The organism is Haliea sp. (assembly GCF_040221975.1).
Lineage (GTDB): Bacteria > Pseudomonadota > Gammaproteobacteria > Pseudomonadales > Halieaceae > Haliea.
In genome coordinates this window covers 1-23,387 of record NZ_JAVJWR010000007.1, presented here as the reverse complement: position 1 = coordinate 23,387, position 23,387 = coordinate 1, and the positions used below count along the sequence as shown (strand labels likewise).

Below are 23,387 nucleotides of genomic sequence, written 5' to 3'. Positions count from 1 at the left end.
GCTGCTGCCTACCAGAGGTGAGGCACCAGGCCCCACAGGGCAGTAGCCAGTAACCCGATATTGGCGAGGAAGCCAATGATCATGCCCGGTCCCCGTTTCGCAGGGTTCCTGACGTAGCTGTTGCGGTACAGGATGCGACCGATGATGAACGCGAGCCCGAGGCTCGCGGCCACCTCGGGGATGAAGTACAGGCCGCTCAACCACAGGGCCGGCAAGGTCACCAGCAGCTGCTCCAGGGTGTTCATCTGCACCCGGTAGGCGCGCTCGAAGCCGGGATCGCCGGTCATGGCCGGCGCGGCCAGGCCGGAGCGGCCGCGCTCGACCCCGCAGAGCATGGTAAAAGCCAGGTACTGCAACAGAATCAACAGGGTGATCAACGCTACCAGAGCCATGCGGGTTGTTCCGGACTGTGTGTGGGCTCTTCTTATACCGCCCACGCTGCCGGCTTGTCCAGCGCTGTCAGCAGTGGCGCTGCTTCCAGACGCTGAAACCGATGCCGGTCCAGCGGCGGAAGGCCCGGTAGAAGCTGTTGACCTCCAGATAGCCCAGCTCATGGGCCAGGCATTTCCCCGGTCGCCAGTTGCTGCGCAGGGCCTGCTCGCAGCGGTACTGCCGGGCGCGGTCGAGCAGGAACTGATAGTGGGTGTGGTCGCTCCGCAGGCGTCGCCGCAGGGTGGTGGCGCTCATGCCAAGTTGCGCGGCCACCGCATCCACCCGCAGTCGCGACAGGTCCCCACGCAGCAGGATGTGAAGCACCCGGTCGGTGGTGCGGGATTCGGAGTGGTGGCTGACGCTGGTGGTGGGGCGGGCATCGCGCCAGCGGACCGGATTGAGTGCAGTCTGAGTGTGTTCCATTACCAGAACCTCCTTGTTCAGGTCATTGCAAGTCACTGTTGGCGGCGCCCAGCCGGCACTGCTGGCTCCGTCCGTGGAGCAGCAGGCAGGCAGTTTGATGGCGCCGGACCAAAAAGATAGCAGAGAATCAGCGGCTCTGCCGCGGGGCCCCCGTGGTTGGACACAATTGGTGAAAAGGCGGTGCCGGCACCGGCAGGGGCCGCACAGCCGCGCGGAAGGCAGTGCTACTTGGGAGGCAGGTTACTGGCGGGTTGTGGCCTGGTTACCAAGGGCATCGGGCAGAGGGCAGTCCATGACTGCGGCGATACTGGCCAGCAACTCCCGTTCCACAGCGCTCAGAGTGCCATCGGCACTGGCCGCCCTGCTCATGGCTTTCAGCACCGGCGGCTTGAGCAGGGGGTAACAATCGGCGAGCTGATGCACTGCCCGGGCAAATGCCTGGAGGCTGCAGTCTTCCGCTGGCAGCAACTGCAGCGCGGGGTAGCCGAGCTTGTCCGCCGCCAGCCGGAACGTTGTTTCCGTTTCGCCACTGCCATGGTAGGCCAGCATCGACAGCACCACGCGCAGCGAATAACGCACCTTGTCCAGGCTCCGGTGGCGCGCGGTGGCCGGTTTGACCTGCACGAATTCGGGATCGAGATAGTGGCGCAGCAGCTGGTACAGGCACCATTCCCGCAGGTCGGTGCGGCGGTCGGCCCGGATCAGGCCCAGCAGAGTGCGTTTGAACTGCTGGTACTGGGGTGCGGATTGACTCTTCAGTGCCGGCAGGCACAGTTCCAGCAGCGGCAGGCGCAGGCCCGGGTCCAGTTGTGCCACCCCCTCGTGGAACGTGTGGGCCAGATCCTCCAGGCCCTGGATGCCGGTGCCCCGGAGCAGTGCATACTGAGCCTTGCGCACCGCGGTATCGGGGCTGAGCAGCAGGGCCATGACCAGCGCGGTGGCCCCCAGCGGTTCATGACTGTGGCGGACAAAGGCCAGTGGCAGATCATGGCGGGCAGCGGTTGCCTGCTCCAGCTGATCCGGCTCGGGACCGAAATCGGCATCGGCTTCCGGGTTATCCTCTGCGGCTTCCCGCGCCATCTCTGTGGCAGCCAGGGCCGCGGTCACCAGGGCCGCACGCCCGACGCCTGCCTCGCCGGCCCCCGGCCTGCTGGCATGTTCCCGGTAATGTTCTACCTTCCGCTCAATGTACTGGCCGTTCCACTGCGGATCGAGGCGCCTGATCCGCTGCGACAGCGGCGGATGGGTGGCGAACAGCTGCCACAACTGGTGCCGGATCTGGCCGAAGAAAATGTGTGACATCTCGTCGGCCCGGGCGGCGTGCACCAGCGAGCCCGGGACATAGCCACCAATGACCTTGAGGGCATCGGCAATACCGCTGTTGTCGCGGGTGTACTGCACCGCACAGGCATCCGCCAGGTATTCCTTCTGGCGGCTGATGGCGGCCTTGATGAAACCTGCAGCCAACCCCCCCAGCCAGCCGCTTATCCACAGCCCCAGCCCCAGCAGGGGCAGGGCCGGGCCACCGGATTTGCGGTCGCGATCATTGCCGGTGCGATGATGGCGGCTGGAGCGCAACAGCAGGTAGCCGACATCGCCGATGAAGGTAATCCCCTTGAGCAGGGCTGCCAGGCGGATATTGAGGCGCATGTCGCCATTGATGATGTGACTGAATTCGTGGGCGATAACGCCCTGCAGTTCGTGCCGCTTGAGGTGTTCAATGGTGCCGCGGGTGACGCCAATGACCGCGTCGGCGGGGCTGACACCGGCGGCAAAGGCGTTGATGCCGCGCTCGCCGTTCATGACATAGACCGGCGGTACTGGCATGCCCGCGGCCAGGGCCATTTCATCGACGATATTGAGGCAGCGGCGTTCCGCCCGGTCCCGGGTCTGCGGCAGTACCCGGGTGCCGCCCATGGCCTCTGCCACCACCTTGCCGCCGGAGGCGAGTTGCAGCCACTTGACCAGCGAGACCAAGGCCACGGTGGCGCCGATGCCGAGGCCGATACCGCCAAAGCGCTGCCAGCTGAAGTAGGAGAGAAACTCGCGCCAGCCCCCGCGCTGGCCGGCATACAGGTTATAGCTGTCGCCCCACCAGAGGAAAGCGGCGACCATGGCGTTGGTCAGCAGGATCAGGCCTGCCACGGCGGCCAGGAACAGAATGGTCAGCAGGCGTGTATTGCGTCGCGCGAGATCCTGTTGGGCAAAGAAATCCACTGCGAGCCCTCAGGCGGGTGCTGCGAGCTGGCTGCTCAGAAGCTGACTTTCGGTGCCGCCTGGATCTGCACCGAGTCGTCGAACTCCAGCAGCTGGGCGTCATCGGGATGGCCGAACGTGGCCGCCAGCAGCACCGGCGGCATACTCTGGCGATAGGTGTTGAACGCCATCACGGCGTCATTGTAGCCCTGGCGCGCGAAGGCCACCCGGTTCTCGGTATTGGTCAGCTCTTCGGACAACTGCTGCATGTTGTCGCTGGCTTTCAGGTCGGGGTAGGCTTCCATGGTGACGCTGAGTTTGCCCAGCGCACCCTGCAGGGCGTTTTCCGCCCCCGCCAGCCTGGCCATGTCCGCCCCACCGACGTTGCCGGCGCCCAGTGACTTGAGGATGGCCGCGGCCTCGTTGCGCGCTGTGGTCACTGCATCCAGCGTCTCCCGCTCGTGGCTCATGTAGCCCCTGGCGGTTTCCACCAGGTTGGGAATCAGGTCGTAGCGGCGCTTGAGTTGCACCTCGATCTGGGCAAACGCGTTCTGGAAACGGTTCTTCAGCGTGACCAGCCGGTTGTAGATGCCGATGATGTAAATCACCAGCGCCAGCAATACCAGCCAGAATATGATGGTGGAGATTTCCATGCCTGCGCCCTCCCGAGGCGTTGTTGTCACCGGGATTCTATCCCAGAATCGCCAGCCCTGCCGTGTTTGCCTGCCGCTGGTCCAGGGGGGGTTTTCGCGGAAACTCCGAATGGCGGTATCATTGGCGTCGGCACTGTGCCGTCACCTCCTGAATCGTAGCGGATCCTCCACAATGCGTGGTACTGAGCGCCTGACCCGGGGTCGCATCGCGTCCCTGGCCTGGCCCATTATTCTGGCCAACGCCGCCGTGCCGCTGCTGGGCCTGGCGGATACCGCGGTGATCGGTCATTTCGCCAGCCTGGAGGACCTGGGCGCGGTGGCCTTCGGCTCGGTGATTTTCAGTTTCGTCTACTGGGGCTTTGGTTTCCTGCGCATGGGCACCACTGGCTTCGTGGCCCAGGCCGCGGGGGCTGGCGATGAAGCCGAGGTGCGCGCGGCGCTGGTGCGGGCACTGTTGCTGGCGCTGGCCATCAGCCTGACGCTGCTGTCGTTGCAGGTGCCGATAAGAGACAGCGCCCTGTTCCTGCTCGGCGGCAGCGATCCGGTCAGCGAACTGGCCGGCAGCTATTTCTCCATCCGCATCTGGGGCGCCCCGGCAACGCTGGGGCTGTTTGCGCTGGTGGGCGTTCTGATCGGCCTCGGCAAGAGCAAGACCCTGCTGCTGGTACAGCTGTTTCTCAACGGGCTCAACATCGCCCTGGACATCCTCTTCGCCGGGGTCCTGGACATGGGGGCCGATGGCATCGCCCTGGGTACCGCGCTGGCAGAGTGGTGCAGCCTGCTGTTCGCGTTGCTGATCGTCTGGCGTCTGCTGCGCGAGCGGCACCGGGACGCGGAACCCTTTATTCCGGTGACAAGGGTGCGGGCGCTGGCACCGTTGCGCCGCACCCTGGGCGCCAACAGCGATATCATGATTCGCACCCTGTTGCTGGTCTCCAGTTTTGCCTGGTTCGTTCGGCAGAGTGGCGAGTTTGGCGACGCGGTGCTGGCCGCGAACCATATCCTGCTGCAGCTGATTTCCTTTTCGGCCTTTTTCCTGGACGGCTTTGCCTTTGTCGCCGAAGCCGTGACCGGCGCCGCCGCTGGCAGCGGTCGTCGGCGGCGCTTTGACATCGCGGTGCGGCGCAGCACGGAGCTGGCAGCCGGCAGTGCCCTGCTGCTGGCGGCAGGTGTGCTGCTCGGTGGCGAGTTCGCAGTGCGGGCCCTGACCGGCCACAGCGCGGTGCAGCTCGCGGCCATTGACCAGCTGCTGCCGGTGGCAGTTTATATCCTGCTCTCCTTTGCCGCGTTCCAGCTGGATGGCATCTTTATCGGTACCACTCGCACCGCGGAGATGCGCAACGCGACCCTGGCCGCGACGGTCACCTTTTTCCTGCTGAGCTTTCCGCTGACGGCAGCACTGGGCGTGACCGGCTTGTGGCTGGCATTTATTGCGCTGGTGCTGTTGCGGGCCGTGGCGCTGTTGTATTACTACCCGGCGCTGCGGCGCAGCATCCGGCCTGCGGCGGCGGAGCTCAAGCCATCGCGACGGTCACCGGCACGCCGTTGACCGCGGCGTTGCCCGACAGCACGTCCAGCGCCAGTTCATCGGTGACGTCGTTGCAGCTGACCCCGGCATGGCGCACCGCGGTCTGCATGCGGATGCCGGGACGGTCGTGGCCGAAACCGTGGGGCAGGCTCACCACACCGGGCATCATGTCCTCGCTCGCCTTTACCTTCACCGTGACCGCGCCGGCCCGGGAGCGCAGTGTGACCTCGGCGCCGTCGCGGATGTCGCGGCTGTGCATGTCCCGCGGGTGCATCAGCAGGGTACAGCGGTCCTTGCCCTTCACCAGCCGCCGGTAGTTGTGCATCCAGGAGTTGTTGGAGCGCACATGGCGTCGCCCGATCAGTCGCAGCAGACCATCCCCGGTTTCGGCGAATTCGTCACGCAGTCGCTGCAGGTCCGCCAGCGGCTGCGGGGTGGCGCAGTCGATGGTTTTATCCCGGGTATGCAGGCGCTGGGGCAGCTGTGGCTGCAGCGGGCCCAGGTCAACGCCCGAGGGATGCTGCCGCAGTCTGGCCAGGCTCAGGGCATGGGGGCTGCCCTGGCGCTCGCTGTAGGGCCCCATCTGCAGGCCCATGTCGATAATCTGGTGTGGTGGCAGCGGCGGCTGGGTGGCCTGGCCCAGCAGTGTCGCCACCCGATTGCCGAGTTCGGCAAAGATTTCCCAGTCGTGCAGGGCGCCGTCGGGTTTGGTGAACACCGCTTCGCTGTGGCGGGCGGTATTGCGGATGGCGTTGATGTGGAAGCCGAGGTCGTAGTGGTCGTGCTCCAGCGGCGAGGTGGGGGGCAGGATGATGTCCGCGTGGCGGGTGGTTTCGTTCAGGTAGGGGTCGAGACAGGCCATGAACTCCAGCTGCTCCAGTGCCGTATCCAGCTGGCGACCGTTGGGGGTGGACAGCACCGGGTTGCCGGCGCCGACGAACAGGGCCCGGATCTGGCCCTCCCCGGGGGTGGTAATCTCCTCGGCCATGGCCGCGGCGGGCAGTTCCCGGTCGAACTCGGGCAGCTTGCGCACCCGGCTGTGGTGGCGCCCGAAGCCGCCGGGGCTGATGCTGCTGACCTGGTCCACCGCCGGCAGGGTGAACAGGGAGCCACCGGGCTTGTCGAGATTGCCGGTGACGATATTGAGCAGCTGCAGCACCCACTGGCACAGGGTGCCGTAGGCCTGGGTGGACACCCCCATGCGGCCATAGCAGATCCCGGCGCCGGCGGCGGCCAGTTCGCGGGCGATACGCCGGGTGGTCTCTGCATTGATGCCCGTGTGGGCAGCGGCGAATTCGGGGGTAAAGTCGGCGCAGGCCGCAGCGATGGTATCCAGCCCGGTGACAAAGCCGTTGAGCGCGCCGGGATCGACCAGATCCTCGGCAAACAGCGTCTGCAGCATTGCCAGCAGGAACAGGGCGTCGGTGCCCGGGGTGATGAACAGGTGTTCGCTGGCGAGCTGTGCCGTTTCCGTCCGCCGCGGGTCCACCACCACCAGTTTGCCGCCGCGGCGCTTGAGATCCTTGATGCGCCGGCGCACGTCGGGCACGGTCCAGATACTGCCGTTGGAGGCGATGGGATTGGCACCCAGCATCAGGAAATAGTCGCAGCGGTCGATGTCCGGGATCGGAAACAGGGACTTGTGCCCGAACAGCCACATCGCTACCAGGTGGTGCGGCAGCTGGTCCACCGATGTTGCGGAGAAACGGTTGTCGGTGCGGAAATGACGGAACAGGTTCTTCTGGTGGGTCATCATGCCGTAGTTGTGGACGGTCGGGTTGCCCATGTAGATGCCGATGGCATTGACCCCGTCGCGCTGGGCAATCTCCACCAGGCGCCGGGCGGTGGTGTCGAGGGCCTCGTCCCAGCTGATGTCCTGCCACTGGTCCGCCGTGCCGTTTGCGCCCCGGATCCGGCGCACCGGACCGCGCAGCCGGTCCGGGTCCTCGTGGATATCCTGCAGGGCCACCGCCTTGGGGCAGATGTGGCCGCGACTCAGGGGGTCATCCGGATCGCCCTTGATTGACAGCACCTGCTCACCGTCGGTTTCAATAAGCAGGCCGCAGATGGCTTCACAGAGATGGCAGGCACGATGGTGGATAGCTCTGGTCATGGGCACAACGTTATGGTTATGAGAGTGAGTGCAGTGTAGCGGGTTTCGGCGGGGCGGTTAAGCAGCTGCCGCTGGCGGTGCCTGCAGCTTTTGTGTAACCTCGGGCGAGATGCCCCACAGCGGTCAGGGAAACGATGAACGAGAGCTGGAAGTCCTATCAAACGGGCAACTTTTTCGACGAACTGATCACCCCCAAGGGGCAACCCCGGGCAGCGGCCCGCGGCGCGATCAGGCTGTTGCAGCAGCTGCCGTTGGAGGAAATGGCCGCGCGCCGTGCCGCCGCCGAACTCGCCATCCGCGAGATGGGCATTTCCTTCACCGTCTATACCGAAGGCGGCAACATTGACCGCGCCTGGCCCTTCGACATCATCCCGCGGGTCATCTCCGCACGACAGTGGCAGGCGGTCAGCGATGGCCTGCGCCAGCGCAGCCGCGCCCTCAACCGTTTCATTGACGACGTCTACAACAAGCAGTCGATTCTCGCCGATGGTGTAGTGCCGGCGGACATCGTGCTGGAGTCCAGTAACTACAAGGCGCCCTGTGCCGGCATGTCACCGCGCTTTGGTGTCTGGGCCCACGTCTGCGGCTCGGACCTGGTGCGCGATGGCGACGGCAAGTTCTACGTACTGGAGGACAACCTGCGCGTGCCGTCGGGCGTGTCCTACATGCTGGAAAACCGCGAGATCACCAAGCGCGTGCTGCCAGAGCTGTTCGAGAACTACAGCATCCTGCCGGTGGACGACTATCCATCCAAGCTCTACCAGACCCTGGCTTCCCTGTCGCCGCGGGAGCGCCGCCGTCCCTGCATCGTGGTCTTGACCCCGGGTATCTACAACTCCGCCTATTTCGAGCACGCCTACCTCGCCCAGGGCATGGGCGCGGAACTGGTCGAGGGCAGCGACCTGCTGGTGGCGGACGATGACTGTGTCTACATGCGCACGGTTGACGGGCCGGTGCCGGTGGATGTGATTTATCGCCGCATTGATGAGGAGTTCATGGATCCGGAGGTGTTCCGGCCGGATTCCATGCTTGGTGTGCCCGGCCTGATGCGGGCCTGGAAGGCGGGCAAGGTCGCCATTGCCAACGCTCCCGGCAGCGGCGTGGCAGACGACAAGGTTATCTACGCCTACGTGCCGGAGATGATTCGCTACTATCTGAAGGAGAAACCATTGCTGGCCAGCGTCCCCACCTACCTGTGCATGCGGGAGAAGGACCGGGAGTATGTACTGAAGAACCTGGACAAGCTGGTAGTGAAGCCCGCCAACGAATCCGGTGGCTACGGCATCATGGTCGGCCCACACAGCAGCGCCGCGGTGCGGCGCAAGTTCGCCCGCCTGATCGAGGAAAACCCGCGCAACTACGTGGCCCAGCCGACCCTGTCCCTGTCCACGGCGCCCACCTACATCGACGATGCCGTCGAGCCGCGTCACCTGGACCTGCGCCCCTTTATCCTGCAGGGCAAGGACAGCTGGGTGACTCCCGGGGGCCTGACGCGGGTGGCGCTTGTCAGGGGCTCCCTGGTGGTGAACTCCTCACAGGGGGGTGGCAGCAAGGATACCTGGATCGTGGAGGGCAAGACATGACCATGCTCTCCAGCGTTGCTGAACGCCTGTACTGGATGGCGCGCTATCTGGAGCGTGCGGAGGATACCGCGCGCCTGGTGGCGGCCTACAACCACCTGATCATGGATATCCCCCGGGGCTCTGAACTGGGCTGGGACGTATTGATCCGCATTCTCGATGCCGAGCCCGCCTTCTACGAGCATTATCGTGTGGGCAATGAGCAGAACGTGCTGCGCTACCTGTTGGCCGAGAAGGACAATGTATCCAGCATTCCCTTCTCGGTGCGCTGGGCCCGGGAAAACGTGCGCACGACCCGCGATGTGCTGCCCGAGGAAACCTGGGAGCAGATCAACGAACTCTATCTCTACACCAACGACGCGGCGGAAAAGTCCGTGGGCCGTCGCAATCGCCAGGCCTTCCTGGAAGAAATCGTCAACCGCTGCCAGCTGATCAACGGCATGCTGGCCTCCACCCTGCCGCGGGATCACGCCTTCCGCTTTCTCAGGCTGGGCCATTTGCTGGAGCGGTCGGACATGACAACGCGCCTGATGGACGTTGGCGCAGGGGAAATCCTGGCCCGGGACGGCACCCACGGCGCCATCGATCCGCTGATCTGGGCGTCCCTGTTGCAGGCCCTGTCGGCTTTCGGTGCCTACCGGCGCATGATCGGGCCGCTGGTGGAGGCCGAGCGGGTAGTGGAGTTCGTATTCCGGGAGGCAATACTGCCGCGTTCGGTGGCGTTCTGCCTCGCCGGTGTGCGCGAGGAGCTGAAGCCGCTGCCCAATCACCAGGCGGCCCTGCGGGTGCTCGACCGCGGCCGCCGCAAGCTGTCGCGACTGGATGCCGAGGCCATGTCGCGGGAGCAGCTGCACCGCTATATTGATGAATTCCAGTCATTGCTGAGCGAATTGCACCGCGCGATTACGGCGACCTGGTTCCACCCGGACACGCCATGAAGCGCCTGCAGTGTGCCTGCGGCAGCCAGGTCTTTTTCGAGAGCCGGGACTGCGTGCGCTGCGGTGCCAGACTGGGTTTTGATCCCGCAACCCTGAGCATGCAGAGCCTGCAGCCCGAGGGCGACGGGCTCTACCTCGGCGCCAACGGCGGCTACTACCGCTTCTGCGACAACGCCACCCAATGGGACGTCTGTAATTGGTTGCGGCCGGCTGAGGTGTGCCCGGCTGAGGTACGCCCGGCTGAGGCGCCCCCGGCCGAGGACTCCCACCCCCTCTGTTTCGGCTGCCAGTTCAACCGCGTCATCCCCAATCTGTCCCTGCCCGGCAATATCCAGCGCTGGTGGATCCTGGAGCAGGGCAAGAAGAGGCTGTTCTATACCCTGCTCAGCCTCGGCCTGCCATTGGTGGACGGCTGGCGTGACCCGCGCAACGGTCTGTTGCTGGACTTTATCGAGGATGGTCGCAGCCGCGACGATTATGCGGAGACGTTCGTCAGTACCGGCTTTCTGGGTGGCGTCATCACCATCAACACCCTGGAGGCCGACGAAGTGGCCCGGGTGGCGGCGCGGGAACAGATGAACGAGAGCTACCGCACGGTACTGGGCCATCTGCGCCACGAGTCCGGACACTACTACTGGTCGCGGCTCTGGCGCGACAGCGACCTGCGGGCGGATTTCGCCGAACTGTTTGGCGACGAGACCATGGACTACGCCGGCGCCCTGGCCCGGCACTACCGGGAAGGGCCGTCACCCGAGTGGCGCAACTACTACATCAGTGCCTATGCCAGCGCCCACCCCGCGGAGGACTGGGCCGAAACCTGGGGCCACTATCTGCACATCGAGGATGCCCTGGAGACGGCGGCGGCCTACGGGGTGACCAGCGAGGACATCAATAGCCTGGACATCAATGCCCGCATAGCCCTCTGGCGCGACCTCAGCATCACCCTGAATGAGCTCAACCGCAGCGTTGGCCGCGGCGATGCCTATCCCTTCGTCATCAACAGTTTCGTAGAGTCCAAGCTCTGTTTCGTGGAGAAGGCAATTCGGCGGCTGCAGACCATGTGAGAAAGTGGGGGCCAGGTCCGAACCGGCGCCACTTTATCAGGGTTCCATTTTGAGCAGGGCCTGTGCCAGCAGCGGCGCCATGGGCACTGCGTTGCTGGGGTGGGCGATGCAGTCTGTGCTCCACACCTCGCCGATGCCGGCGGCGGCCATTACCTCCAGCGCATCCCCGGCAAACAGGGCGTGGGTCACGGCGACATCGACGGAGCGGGCTCCCGCCGCCAGCAACAGGCCAGCGGCAGCGGCCAGGGTGCGCCCGGAACTGGCGACGTCATCCAGCAACACGACCGCGCGGCCGTTGACGTCGATGGCCGGCAGCGCGATCTCCACCTCGGTGTCTCCGCGGCGTACCTTGCGGCACACGGCGTGTTCAAGGGCCTCTGCCCGGGCGGCACTTTCAACCCACTGTGCGGACTCCGCATCCGGACCGATCAGCAGCGGCCGTTCCCTGCGCTGGCTCACCAGCTCTGCCAGGCTGGGCGCGGCGGACAGGGCTATGGCCTGCGCCAGCGGCACGGCCTCTTGCAGGCGATTGATGCGATGAAGATGAGGATCCACGGTGATCAGGCCGTCAAACAGCTCTGCCAGAAAGCCGCCGATGATCTTCTGGCTGACAATTTCCCCCGGCTGGAAGGCGATGTCCTGGCGCATGTAGCCCAGGTAGGGTGTTACCAGCAAGAGTCGCCGCACGCCGAGTTGCCGCGCATGCCGGGCCACCAGCAGCAGTTCGACGAGTTTTTCGTTGGGCCGGTCAAGACCGCGGTAGATCACCAGGGTGTTCGGTGGCGAATCAGCGGCTGCAGCGGGCAGCGTCAGCTTGAGTTCATCATCCGGAAACCGGTGGCTGGCAATTTCGGCCGCCGGCATGGCACAGGCCCGGGCCAGTCGCTCGGCCGCGCCCCGATCCTCGGCAAAGTGCAGCAACTGGGCAGGCATCAGAACTCCACGAACAGTGGCGGTATGGCGGCGGCGTCGCCCACGGTAAAGCCAGTGGCGCGCTCGCAGAGCTGGCGGGCGAAACCGAGTTCAGTGGGATAGGCGGCATAGACCCGGTACAGGAGATCGCCCGCTTCGACCGTGCTGCCCAGCTTGGCCAGCAGGTCGACGCCGGCGCCAGTGGCCCGGGGAGCGCCCGCCTGGCGGGCGATCCGTGCCAGTTGCAGGTTGTCGATGCCGATAACCGTGCCGGACTGGCCGGCGTGGATGTCGAAGCACAGGGGCGCCAGCGGCGGGTGTTCCGGGTCAAAGGACTTCGTCCCCTGGGCGGCGATGATGTCCTGCATTTTCTGCAGCGCCCGCCCCGAGTCGAGAATGTCCCGGGCGATGGCGAAGCCGTCACCGCCGCGTACGTCCGGATCGAATTCGAGCATACGGCCAGCGAGGCGCAGGGCCTTCTGGCGCAGATCATTGGGCGCCTTCTCGTGGTTGTGCAGCACCCGCATCACATCGCGGGCCTCCAGCGCCGGACCGATGCCGTTGCCGATAGGTTGGCGGCCGTCGGTGATCACCACGTCCAGGGTAAGCCCCATCCGCTTGGCAACGAATTCGAACAGGCGCCGCAGGCGCTGGGCCTCCGGCATGGAGCGCACCTTGGCGGTGGGCCCGATGGGGATGTCCAGGACCAGGTGGGTGGAACCGGCGGAGATTTTCTTCGACAGGATGGAGGCCACCATCTGTCCCGGCGAGTCGATCGACAGCGGCCGCTCCACTGCAATCAGGACGTCATCCGCCGGCGACAGGTCGCTGGTCCCGCCCCAGGCCAGGCAGCCGCGGTGGGTGTGGACGATGTCCTCGAGTTGCTCGAACTGCAGCTCCACTGTCGCCAGCATCTCCATGGTGTCGGCGGTACCGGCGGGGGAGGTGATTGCCCGGGAGGAGGTCTTCGGGCACAGCATGCCGTGGGCGGCGACAATGGGCACTACCAGCATGGACGTGCGGTTGCCGGGGATGCCGCCGATACAGTGTTTGTCCACCACCGGATGTTCGCCCCAGTTCAGACGCCGACCGACACGACTCATGGCATCGCTCAGGAAGAAGACCTCTTCCCGGTCCAGTTCCGACTGGTTGCAGGCCACCACGAAGGCGGTCAGCTCGATCTTGGAATACCGGTGTTCGGCGATGTCACTGACGATCGCCTGGAAGTCCTTCGCAGTGAGGCGCTCCCCGGCGATCTTGCGGTGCAGGGCAGGGATGGAGCTGGCCGGTTCGGCCTGGGAGACATGGACCTGGTGCCCCTCATCCAGCCCCAGCAGGGCAAAGGCGTCCTCGGACAGCCCCAGCTCGTTGCAGCCCACGATCGCGCTGTCATCCACCACATTGACGCTTGCCAGAATGCGGTGGCCATTGCTGCTCACCTCCACCTTGGCCAGCGCCTGGAAGCCTTCCGCCCGGTACAGCTCGCATTCCCGGTGCAGATAGGCCACGTTTTCGCGGTAGGTATCGATGCCTACCCGGCGCAGGGCGAGGGTAGAGGCGGCCTGGGCAGCTTTTTCTGCTTCGGATCCGGGCGCGGTTTTCTTCATCGGCCTAGTCGTCGTCTTCCAGCACTTCGCTCAGGGAGGGCAGTTTCTCGAAGGCCTCGCGTATGTTGTCATCCCAGCTTTGGCGCAGCTTCGCCAGATAGGGGTGGTGCTCCTCCAGGGTGAAGTAACGCGCGTAGGGTTTGAGGCTGTCGTTACGGTAGTACAGGCACTCCAGCGGCGGGCCCACGGTGGCGTTGGAGCGAATGGTGGAGTCCATGGAGACCAGGGCGCAGCGCATGGCGGTCTCGTAGGGCGTGTCCGGGCGCACGATCCGGTCGAGGATGGGCTTGCCGTACTTGGTCTCGCCGATCTGCAGATAGGGGTACAGCTCGGAGGCGGTGATGTGATTGCCCTCCGGATAGATCAGGTACAGGGCCTGCGGGTGGCCCTTGATCTGCCCGCCGAGGATAAAGGTGGCCGAGGCGTTGAACCCCGGTCCCGCCACCGGCGCGCTGGAAGCAGTGTACTTGGCCTGCTCGCGGACGCTGATTTCACCGACGTAGTCAGCGACATCGGCGACATAGCGGGCCTTGAGAATGTTGAACTTGGCGTCCTCCTCCAGATCGCGCTGGATCTGGGCGATCACCGCCTGGCTGGTGGCCAGATTGCCGGCGCTGAGCAGGATCAGGGAACGATCGTAGGCCACCGAGAACCGGTGCATCTTGCTGTAGGTGCTGACGCGGTCGGGGCCTGCATTGGTCCTTGAGTCGGAGCAGAAGATCAGGCCGTCTTCCACGGCGATGGCGAGGCAATAGGTCATGGGGCGGGGTCGGGGTCCATCGGCTGCTACTGCGCGCAAGCATACTGGCAGCAGAGGATTATTGCTACAGGCGCGGACCTTACCTTGTCTCCCAGCCGGCGATAGATTCGGGTAGAAAAATAGCAGGTGGAGATGTGGGGGAACTGGTGGTGTTATTTCTGTTTTCGCTGGCTTCATGGACGGGAGGCCACCAGCCAGGGGCTTTTCTCAATGGCCAGATTGGCCAGGAATTCGAAGTTCCGAGACTCGGTCTTGAGGATAATCCTCGGAACGTCAGTCTACTCCCTGCTGCAAGCGACGGAATAACCGCACCGCATCTATAAAGTCAGATTCTGTGTATAGAACCGTTCATGTGAAAAAATCGCATTGAGGATTCTATCCTCGGTTTGGGAAAGCATGTCGTGAATGGCCCGGCGGATCGCTGCTGCATCTCCGTTCCTGACAATCTCGATTATTGTTGCCTGTTGCTCGCTGGAATAGGGGAAATGGCTTGTGGTCTTAATGTAAAGCCAATAGATCCGCATCGCCATATCCTCAAGTTGTTCGGCCCAATCGAGCATTAGCGGATAACTTGACCTTTCACAAATGGCTATATTCAGTTCTTTGTTCGTCTTCAGGATATCAAGCGCGGTGCTGTCGCCGGTGATTGGCAGATGCGTGTCAATCCGGCCGTTCAGCGTCATCAGGTGTTCATGATCTATATTGGTTGAAGCCAAAGAGAAGATTTCAGGGAGCAGTGTTTTACGGAGAATGAAATTCTGCTTGATGTCCAGAAGTGTCAGAGCGGACACCTGGGTCACTCGCTGAGAGACTGTTGTCAGAAAATGCTTGGCAATCAGGCGCTCTATAAGATTGCGGGAGATGGTTCGGCTGATACCGAAACTATCACTCAGGATATTCTCAGATACCTTCTGCCCCGGCGCCAGTGCCTGAGTGACGATCGCGTCCATGATAATAGTTGAAGCAGCTTCCAGGTCATTGATTCTATTGTCTTCCTTGATTTCTGGTTGCTTCATTTTTCGTGGCCCTCGATCCTTCTCTGAAAGTAGGATAGCAAAGCACCCCGCTGCAAACACTGATTAAATTTATTACAATGAATAATAATGCAGCCATAAATGATAATAAAGCTGTACAAGAGGCATCAATATGGTTTAGTTTCTCAGGTATCTCACGTCGCCCTTGGCTTGTCGGGCCTGTTCTGGGGGATGGTATTGGGCGGCTGCAGGGTATTGTGGGCTCTAAATCGGGTCCGATACCCCTTTGTATAACCAAGGAGGGCGAAACCCAGTGAGATTCGAAAGGAAAAGCGAGGAGGAAGGTGGTGACCAACTATCTTAAGGCGATCATGTTTTTTTGGGGCTTCTTCGGGCTTGCACAGGTCTCAGTCGCACAGACTGACTACGTGGACCTGGAGAAAAATATCCAGGAGTTTGTTGAACAAAAACAGCTTCCAGCTCTATCCATTCAGATTGTGAACGAACATGGTCCTCTCTGGTCAGCGGGATTTGCCGCCACGCCGGAGCCAGGGGAAGCAACCGTGGATTCCAACACGGTCTACCGTATCGGCTCGATTTCGAAGTTGTTCACTGATATCGCATTGATGCAGCTCGTCGAGGAAGGCATCGTTGACTTGAGCGCCCCGGTTTCCACTTACCTGCCTTCGTTTTCGCCAATAAATCCATTTGAGGCCGAGGTCACGGTTGAGGCGTTGATGTCTCATCGCTCTGGGTTGGTACGTGAACCACCGCTAGGCAATTACTTTGATGACACCGAGCCTACGATCAAAGCAATTGTCGAAAGCCTGAATGACACAGAACTGGTGTATGAGCCGGGTACCCGGATGCAATATTCCAACGCGGCAGTGACTGTTGTTGGACGGATCGTCGAGGTTATGAGGGGAAAGCCCTTTAACGAAGTCATTCATAGTCGTCTTCTGCTGCCACTAGGCATGGAGGGTAGTTTTGAGCAATCAGAAAGCCTGAACTCCAAGATGCCAGTCGGGTATATGCGGCCCTACCATGCTCGCCCGTTTCCTGCCCCAAATTTCACCTTGGGAATTTCACCTGCCGGCAATCTCTACACATCCATGAATGATCTGGGAAAACTGGTCTGGGCGCTGCTCCATATGGGGCAGGGAGAGAATGCGAAAATTCTGGAGCCAGAGACATTAACGCTAATGTGGACACCAGCTGGTGCTACCCAAAGCGCAAGGAACCGCCAGTTTGGTCTCGGCTTTATCCTGGAGGAATTTGAGGGGGAATTGTCTGTCGGGCATGGCGGAGCAATATACGGGTTTTCTTCACAACTCAAGGTGTTGCCAGCGAGCAAACTTGGTGTGGTTGTTTCAACAAACATGGATTTTGCCAATGGAGCGGTGAACAGATTGGCAGATTATGCTCTGCGCTATGCCCTGGCCCTGTCAAATGGTGACGCGGCCCCTGGATTCGAAATATCCCAGCCCATCAGCGCGCAAATGGCGCTTGCCCTGGAGGGAGAGTTTCAAAGCGCTCAGGGCCAGCGTGTGTCAGTAAAGAAGAGGCATGGAAAGCTATTCCTGGAGCGCGTTGGCGGCTTTCCTCTGGAGCTGATGCAAACCGGACAGCGTGTGATCGTGGATGGTCTCATGACCTACGATGACAGCGTGCATATAGGCCCGGATCGGATTGAAGTGTCTGGTTCTGTCTATGACCGCATCCCATCAAAAATGCCGGATTACGATACCACAGGCCTTGACATGTTTTTCGGTGAATATGGCGAGGACTACAATATTCTCTACATTAGCGAGAAGTACGGCAAGCTTCACGCGCTCATTGAATGGGAAGCAGAGTATCCGCTGGAACTGGTGGGGAAGGATGTTTTCAAGTTTCCCGACTATGGACTTTATCCCCATGAGACGATCCGTTTCCGCAGATCAGAGAGTAACGGCGATGTGGTTGCCGCAGACCTGGGAGGTATCCTGTTCCATCGCCGCGACACTGTTGGTGTAAGCGACGGGGTGTACCGAATTTCCCCGCAGCGGCCTGTGAGCGAGCTGGTGGCTGAAGCGCTGCTGGTTGCCCCTCCACAAGAGGAGGGTGATTTCGTGAAATCCGATCTGGTCGATATCACGAACTTTGTAGACAACGTCAAGTTGGACATCCGGTATGCTTCTAACGATAACTTTCTTGGCACGCCTGTCTATTCAAGATCAAAGGCGTTCTTGCAGCGCAGAGCGGCAGAGTCCCTCGCTCTGATCAGCAAGCGCCTGGAGGCGTTGGGCTATGGACTTCTAGTCCATGATGCCTACCGTCCCTGGTACGTAACCCGGGTGTTTTGGGAGGCGACACCTGAAGACAAGAAAATATTCGTCGCCAATCCGGCGGACGGGTCTCGCCATAACCGCGGGTGTGCCGTTGACCTCACTTTATATGACCTGAAAACTGGTAAACCGATCGAGATGGTTGGCGTCTACGATGAAATGTCGGAGCGCTCATACCCGCACTATCCGGGCGGATCCTCGTTGCAGCGTTGGCACCGTGATTTGCTTATGCAGGAAATGGAGCGCGGCGGCTTCAAGGTGTACGAGTATGAATGGTGGCATTTCGATTTCGACGGCTGGGAGCAATACCCGCTCGGAAACGAGACCTTTGAAGCACTTGAAAATATTGAGTAAGACGGCTTTTTCTCCCAGTAGAGTAGGGAATGTAATGCTTGGCAAAATGGAACAGAAAATCGAAGTGACCCTGGCAAAGGTCATGTCTGTCGTAACGCTATTGCTGGCATTCCATGCTGGTAGTGCGGCTGCGCTAACAGAGGTTGCGCCATTGCCAGATCAGCCTCCGTCAGAGGCGGGAGAACCGCTGGAAGCGTTTATTGAGCGTGAGATGCAGGAAAAGATGCGGGAGTTCAAAGTTGTTGGAGCTACCTTGGCGCTCGTCCGCGCCGGAGAAGTTATCTACGCTAGAGGCTTCGGGGATGCCGACGTCGAGGCAGGGAGAAAGGTTGTTGCCGAGGAGACGCTATTTCGCTGGGGATCGATCTCAAAAACTTTTACCTGGACTGCAATTATGCAGTTGGTGGAGCGGGGCAAGGTAAGCCTTGAGGCTGATGTAAACGAATATCTTGATGAGGTCTCTATTCCTCCTGCTTTTGATGGTCCCATACGCGTGAAACATCTGTTGTCGCACACACCTGGCTTCGAAGATGGAGGCCTTGGCTATTTATTTGAGAAGAACCCTGAGGAAGTGCTTACCCTCAAGGATTATCTACTCAAGTATCGGCCAAATCGTGTCCGACCTGCAGGCGAAGCTCTCGCCTATTCAAATTATGGTTCCGCCTTGGCTGGCCACATCGTCGAGAATGTTACCGGTATGTCATTTGAGGACTACCTCCAGGCCAATATCTTCAGGCCATTGGATATGACGGACACCACGTTCCTCGAGCCGCTGCCTGAAGCCTTTGGTGACATCATGGCGCCAAGACTATACGAGCGAGTGAGCAAGGGATTTCTGGCAGCGGAAAACGGACCTCGGCAAATTGACGGATTTACCTTTGTTAGCCAGGTCGCGCCGGCTGGTGCAATCTCCTCGACCGCAATCGACATGGCGAAATTTGCCCGTGCGCATCTCGAAGACTGTGCTTTGAACGGTGCTCGCATCCTACAGACAGAGACTTGCACGCTTATGCATTCTGGCCTGTTGCCGTTGAATGCGGGCGGCAAGATGAGCAACAATCACGGCTTTTTCCAGGATTATTCGATCGGTGGACATGACCGTCTTTGGCATAATGGCGGCACGATATTTTTCCATTCACAAATGAGCTTGTATCCTGATCTGGATTTCGCCTTTCTAATGTCCACCAACACAAACACAGGGCCGCAGCTTTATAAACACATGGAAGAAACGATAGTCAAATGGATGTTTGGCGACAACACCGTCATGCCCGAAGCCATTGAGCCCCCGGGTGATTTTGCGGCTCGTGCAGACAAGTATGTTGGTTATTACCAGTCCACGCGGCGGAACTATAGTAGCATTGAAGTGCTGAATTCGCTTTTTCAAGGATCGGTGAAGGTCACGGTGGATTCAGAAGGTTATCTGGTCATCAATTCGGACGCAGAGCCGGTCAAGGCCGCGGAGGTGAAGCCAAACCTCTTTCGGGCAGTCGATAAGGATGAATATTTCGAATTTGTTGAAGATAAATCTGGCGATGTCCTTTATTTGAAGACCATGGCGTCCCACGACAAGGTGGCTTGGCACCAAGCGCCAGAGAACCGCTTGCTACTGCTGGCAGCGACGCTTGTCTTCCTGGGTGTGGGGTATGTTGTCCTGGGGATACGCTCATTGGGTCGATTTTCCCGGAAAGATGGGGCCTTGCTCCAAAAAGCTCGGCGACGGCTTCTAGCAAGCCTGACGGTCTGGGGCGCCTTCTTTGTTGCATTGATTGCAGGAATAATCAAGCATATCTGGGCGAATGACCTTATTACTGAGTTCCCGTCTCAACTTGTGGTTGGTGCCTTGGCGATCGGCATCGTTGCTTGCCTGGTGGCACTGCTTCCCACTTGGACAGCTATCCTGCTTTGGCGCGAGAAAGCGTGGTCAATCGGATGGCGATGTTACTACACCCTGCTTGTATTGGCTGTCTGGCTACTTGTTGCGCAGTTGAACGCCATTCACCTTCTAGGCTTCAACTACATAAACTAGGCCTTGCGATATTTAGTTCCGGAGCTCGTGGCTATTAAACTGCTGACTGGAGAACAGTGAATCAAGAACGTTGTCTTCTGCTTGGGTAATGATGTCGTGCACCGCAGACTGAATTCGAGCAGGGTCATATGCCCGCAATTGCTCTATCAACATCCCTTGATGTTCCGGCAAATAAGGGGATTGCCTGTTAAGCTTTATATATAGCCAATATATGCGCATTGCCGTGTCTTCCAGCTGGCTTGCCCACTCCACAGCCACTGGAAAGCCAGTCTTCTCGCAGATATTCATATTAAATTCCTTGTTTTTCTTGAGTAGCTGCAGTGCGGTGTCGTCACTGTCAATTGGATGCAGCTGCTTGATTTCCTGATGTAATTTGCAAAGCTTTTTGTGGTCTACTTTGCTTGCTGCTTTAGTCCAAAGCGGTGGCAGCAGGATCTTGCGCAGGGTAAAATTTTGGCGCACTTCAAGTGCCCTCAAAGGCGTAACCACTGTGACCCGAGGAGAGTTTGAGACAAGAAACTGCTTTGATATCAACCGCTCAATCAAGGTACGTGCAGTGCTGCGACTGATGCTGAACATGTCGCTGAAAATATGCTCAGACACCTTCTGATTGGGGGCGAGTTCCTGGGTTACGATAGCATCCATTATGGCTTCGTAGGCGCTTTCCTCGTCGTGACTTCTGAAATCCCGTGCAGACATTGAGAGTCCTTTTTGGCTTTACCCGCAGACTAATCCGCGAGATTGTACACCGAATGCGTGCCTTTCTTTTCGAATAGAGTCGAGGCCTCGTCACCGCAAGTCCCTCTTCCCGCAAACCCAAATGGGTGCGGACAGCGCTCCGATGTTCCATGATAGTCGAAAGCAGAATAAAAAAACTTTAAATATAAGAAAAGGTTATATGTGTTCCGGGTGGGCCTGAATTGGCCTGGCGGAATGAAAGTGCAGGAATTCAAGTCAGTCATAAAATACATTAAAATAAAACTAGACCGTCACAAATCGTTTTAGTAAATTACATGACAGTCATAATATGCGGCTGGATGCATGACAATAGCTCCGCAATAGGCTCGGTGTAATCCATCCACTTGCCAGTAGAGAGGGGAAGCCATGAACAGTATGAGTACTTGGATATATTTCGCGGGTGTGCTTTGCGCTTGTGCGCCGGCGGGTCAGGCTGCGGCAAAGGATGGAGAGGGCGCTGCACTGGAAGAAGTGATAGTGACAGCGAGCAGGCGCGAGCAAAGCCTACAGGATGTTCCGGCGTCGGTGACGACCTTTAATCCAGAGAAGTTTCTCAAGACGGGCCTGTCTTCGATCGAAGACATGATCGATTATTCTCCGGGCGCCAATTTTGTGAACGGAGCCGCCCCTGGGCAGGGGCAGGTGGTCCTGCGGGGTATCGGTCAGGAAGGTCAAATACCGGTTACCGGTATCTACATTGACGACGTGCCGATTACTTCGGCGTCACCATTTGCCGCTGCCAACTCGTTCTTCTTTGATGGGCTCTTGGGGGATCTCGAGAGAATAGAGATTGTTAAAGGTCCGCAAGGGACATTGTATGGTGCTGGCGCCATGGGTGGGGTGGTGAAGTATGTGACCCGAGAGCCTGCCACGGACGAAATGCGCGGCAATCTTTCGGTGAATATGGCTACCATCAAGGATGGTGATACCAGCCAGATCTATCGCGGGATGATAAGCGTTCCCGTGGTCAGGGATCGTCTGGGCATTACCTTCAGCGGATTCTGGAATGACAAGGGCGGCTACATCGATCGGTTGGACCCTGCGACATTGGATGTGGTGGAAAAGGACTACAATTCAGCTGAAATATCAGGCTTCAGCGCCGCCGTGTTGTGGAATATCAATGATCGAGCTCGCGTGAAATTCTCTGGTCTCAGGCAGGAAACAGAGACGTTCGGCACCAACGAGGTGGCGCTGTTCTCTCCGGAACTCGACAATTCGAAGCCTGACTTTTCGAGGGTCGATGGAGAGTTGTCCCTGGCGGCCGATGAACCGGGTAGCGTTGGTCTGGATTACACGGCTGCCAGCATGACATTCAACTATGATCTGGGTTGGTCTGAATTCACCGCCGTCTCTGGTTACTCCGAATATGAGACTCCAACAGTTATCAATCAGGGGAACATACCGGGCCTGAATGCCTTTGTCGATTCGATTTTGGGTGTTCCGATTGGCACAACCACCGGCATTCCGACTACGTTCTACCGCGACTCCAGACGTTTTGTTCAGGAGTTGAGACTCAGCTCCCTGAACAACGAAAAAATTGAATGGATAGCCGGAATTTTCTACGCGCATGAAGAGACCAATAATATACAGGATGTGCGAGCAGCACCATCCGGCGCTTCCCTGATAGATGTGTCATTCCCCTCAACCTACGAAGAACTCGCGTTCTTTGGAGACATCACCTATTACCTGACTCCCGAGATCGACTTTACCGTGGGGCTGAGGTTTAGTGAAAATTCCCTCGACTCGGAATTTGCCTTTGGTGGTTTCCTTGTGGGGCCTCAGAGTGTAATGAAAGCCGACGTAAGTGATGAGGTCGCCACCTATCTGCTCAATGCGAGGTGGCGACCCTCCGACGAGATGTCACTGTATGCCAGTATCGCCAGCGGATACCGACCGGCATACGTCAACACGCCAATCACTGATCCCAATACCGGTGCGAGTTCGTCGACTATTATCGATTCCGACAGTTTATGGAATTACGAGATTGGCGTTAAAGGGAACTCCTTCGACGACCGGGTCTCGTACGAGCTGTCACTTTGGTACGCTGACTGGGAGGATTTCCAGTCAACACTCAGGCTGGGTGGCGTGAACACTGGCGGTAACAGCGACTCTCCTGTAGTTGCATCAGGGTTTGAAGGCAGCGTGCAGGTACGGTTGAACAGCCAACTGGATATTTCGCTCGGTATTGCTCGTGTCAGAAGCGAGCTGCAGGGTGACAGCCCGGCGCTGGGGGCTCTAGACGGTGAGAAGACGCGCGAAATACCTGACTGGACCGCATCGTTACAGGGTAATTTCCACTTTGAACTTGGTTCGGTTAGCGCAATTTCGACTCTCGGTGTTCGCTATGTTGGTGACTATAATACCGTGTACTTGGGGGGGTATAGCTCAGAGTTTGCTATGGATGTCAGCCTTGGTACGTTTGAGTTTCCGATAGAGGACTATTTCCTGGTGGATTTCAACACAGAATTTACTCGAGGAAACATCTCCTTGAATGTGTACGTCAACAATCTGTTAAACGAGTACACATATCTGAACGGTTATACGGTTAACGCCGGAACAGGAGTGAGTGGCGTTGGGTACGCCAACGAACCGAGACGGGTTGGTGTGGCTCTGAGCTATGCCTTCTAGCCCCAATGTTGCACGAGTGTGCCGGTGAAGGCGATATTTTTGCCGTAGCGATTCCGTAGCGCGCAGTCACGCCTTCATCTGTACATTTTTTCGTCGTTTTTGGAGTTTTTGCTTTTTTCAGGCACAGCTCCCCCAAC

General features: G+C 59.7%; 17 protein-coding genes. 7 read left to right on the top strand and 10 right to left on the bottom strand.

All coding sequences use genetic code 11. The annotated features are described in order from the left end of the window. Window positions 1-8: 8 nt before the first annotated feature. From RLO07_RS01860 to RLO07_RS01845, 4 genes are all read right to left on the bottom strand, one after another. Window positions 9-392, bottom strand: a complete 384-nt coding sequence (locus tag RLO07_RS01860; RefSeq protein WP_462290433.1) for an MAPEG family protein — start codon at window positions 390-392, stop codon at window positions 9-11. 67 nt (window positions 393-459) lie between these two features. Continuing rightward, a complete protein-coding gene (locus RLO07_RS01855; RefSeq protein ID WP_462290432.1) occupies window positions 460-855 on the bottom strand; it encodes a helix-turn-helix domain-containing protein in 396 nt (131 codons plus the stop codon). Window positions 856-1,095: 240 nt separating this feature from the next. After that, window positions 1,096-3,072, bottom strand: coding sequence for a M48 family metallopeptidase (locus RLO07_RS01850; protein WP_462290431.1), 1,977 nt, complete (start codon window positions 3,070-3,072; stop codon window positions 1,096-1,098). Between the two features lie 35 nt (window positions 3,073-3,107). Next, on the bottom strand, window positions 3,108-3,704 hold the full coding sequence (locus RLO07_RS01845; RefSeq protein ID WP_462290430.1) for a LemA family protein: 597 nt from the start codon (window positions 3,702-3,704) through the stop codon (window positions 3,108-3,110). A 172-nt stretch (window positions 3,705-3,876) separates the two neighbouring features. Between RLO07_RS01845 and RLO07_RS01840 the strand changes: the two genes are divergently transcribed. Beyond that, window positions 3,877-5,253: an MATE family efflux transporter gene (locus RLO07_RS01840; protein ID WP_462290429.1), complete on the top strand. Its 1,377-nt coding sequence runs from the start codon at window positions 3,877-3,879 to the stop codon at window positions 5,251-5,253. Here RLO07_RS01840 and RLO07_RS01835 read toward each other — a convergent pair. Beyond that, window positions 5,219-7,345, bottom strand: a complete 2,127-nt coding sequence (locus tag RLO07_RS01835) for a molybdopterin-dependent oxidoreductase (protein ID WP_462290428.1) — start codon at window positions 7,343-7,345, stop codon at window positions 5,219-5,221. The genes RLO07_RS01840 and RLO07_RS01835 overlap by 35 nt on opposite strands. 134 nt (window positions 7,346-7,479) lie before the next feature. On the opposite strand from RLO07_RS01835, the gene RLO07_RS01830 reads away from it, so the two are divergent. Genes RLO07_RS01830 through RLO07_RS01820 form a run of 3 tightly spaced genes read left to right on the top strand, consistent with a single transcriptional unit; the run spans window position 7,480 to window position 10,927 of the window. Next, on the top strand, window positions 7,480-8,928 hold the full coding sequence (locus tag RLO07_RS01830) for a circularly permuted type 2 ATP-grasp protein (RefSeq protein WP_462290427.1): 1,449 nt from the start codon (window positions 7,480-7,482) through the stop codon (window positions 8,926-8,928). Continuing rightward, window positions 8,925-9,863, top strand: a complete 939-nt coding sequence (locus RLO07_RS01825; protein ID WP_462290426.1) for an alpha-E domain-containing protein — start codon at window positions 8,925-8,927, stop codon at window positions 9,861-9,863. The genes RLO07_RS01830 and RLO07_RS01825 overlap by 4 nt, the downstream gene beginning before the upstream one ends. Continuing rightward, window positions 9,860-10,927, top strand: a complete 1,068-nt coding sequence (locus tag RLO07_RS01820) for a zinc-binding metallopeptidase family protein (protein ID WP_462290425.1) — start codon at window positions 9,860-9,862, stop codon at window positions 10,925-10,927. The genes RLO07_RS01825 and RLO07_RS01820 overlap by 4 nt, the downstream gene beginning before the upstream one ends. 36 nt (window positions 10,928-10,963) lie before the next feature. Here RLO07_RS01820 and RLO07_RS01815 read toward each other — a convergent pair whose 3' ends face one another. From RLO07_RS01815 to RLO07_RS01800, 4 genes are all read right to left on the bottom strand, one after another. Then, window positions 10,964-11,860, bottom strand: a complete 897-nt coding sequence (locus tag RLO07_RS01815) for a ribose-phosphate diphosphokinase (RefSeq protein WP_462290424.1) — start codon at window positions 11,858-11,860, stop codon at window positions 10,964-10,966. Then, a complete protein-coding gene (locus RLO07_RS01810) occupies window positions 11,860-13,446 on the bottom strand; it encodes a thymidine phosphorylase family protein (protein ID WP_462290423.1) in 1,587 nt (528 codons plus the stop codon). Before RLO07_RS01810 ends, RLO07_RS01815 begins: the two co-directional genes overlap by 1 nt. 4 nt (window positions 13,447-13,450) lie before the next feature. Continuing rightward, entirely contained in the window at window positions 13,451-14,206 is a 756-nt protein-coding gene (locus RLO07_RS01805) for an Ntn hydrolase family protein (RefSeq protein WP_462290422.1), read from the bottom strand. Window positions 14,207-14,523: 317 nt separating this feature from the next. Beyond that, window positions 14,524-15,222, bottom strand: coding sequence for a GntR family transcriptional regulator (locus RLO07_RS01800; protein WP_462290421.1), 699 nt, complete (start codon window positions 15,220-15,222; stop codon window positions 14,524-14,526). Between the two features lie 305 nt (window positions 15,223-15,527). Here RLO07_RS01800 and RLO07_RS01795 point away from each other — a divergent pair, with 305 nt between their 5' ends. Together RLO07_RS01795 and RLO07_RS01790 are read left to right on the top strand one after the other, a co-directional pair. Continuing rightward, on the top strand, window positions 15,528-17,858 hold the full coding sequence (locus tag RLO07_RS01795; protein WP_462290420.1) for a serine hydrolase: 2,331 nt from the start codon (window positions 15,528-15,530) through the stop codon (window positions 17,856-17,858). Beyond that, complete coding sequence (locus tag RLO07_RS01790; RefSeq protein WP_462290419.1) at window positions 17,773-19,884, top strand: serine hydrolase domain-containing protein; 2,112 nt, start codon at window positions 17,773-17,775, stop codon at window positions 19,882-19,884. The genes RLO07_RS01795 and RLO07_RS01790 overlap by 86 nt, the downstream gene beginning before the upstream one ends. A gap of 12 nt (window positions 19,885-19,896) precedes the next feature. Here the strand turns inward: RLO07_RS01790 and RLO07_RS01785 are convergent, their stop codons facing one another. After that, window positions 19,897-20,583 carry a GntR family transcriptional regulator gene (locus tag RLO07_RS01785; protein ID WP_462290418.1) on the bottom strand — a complete coding sequence of 229 codons (687 nt, stop codon included), beginning with the start codon at window positions 20,581-20,583 and terminating at the stop codon, window positions 19,897-19,899. Window positions 20,584-20,988: 405 nt separating this feature from the next. Between RLO07_RS01785 and RLO07_RS01780 the strand changes: the two genes are divergently transcribed. After that, entirely contained in the window at window positions 20,989-23,250 is a 2,262-nt protein-coding gene (locus RLO07_RS01780; RefSeq protein WP_462290417.1) for a TonB-dependent receptor, read from the top strand. Window positions 23,251-23,387 lie beyond the last annotated feature (137 nt).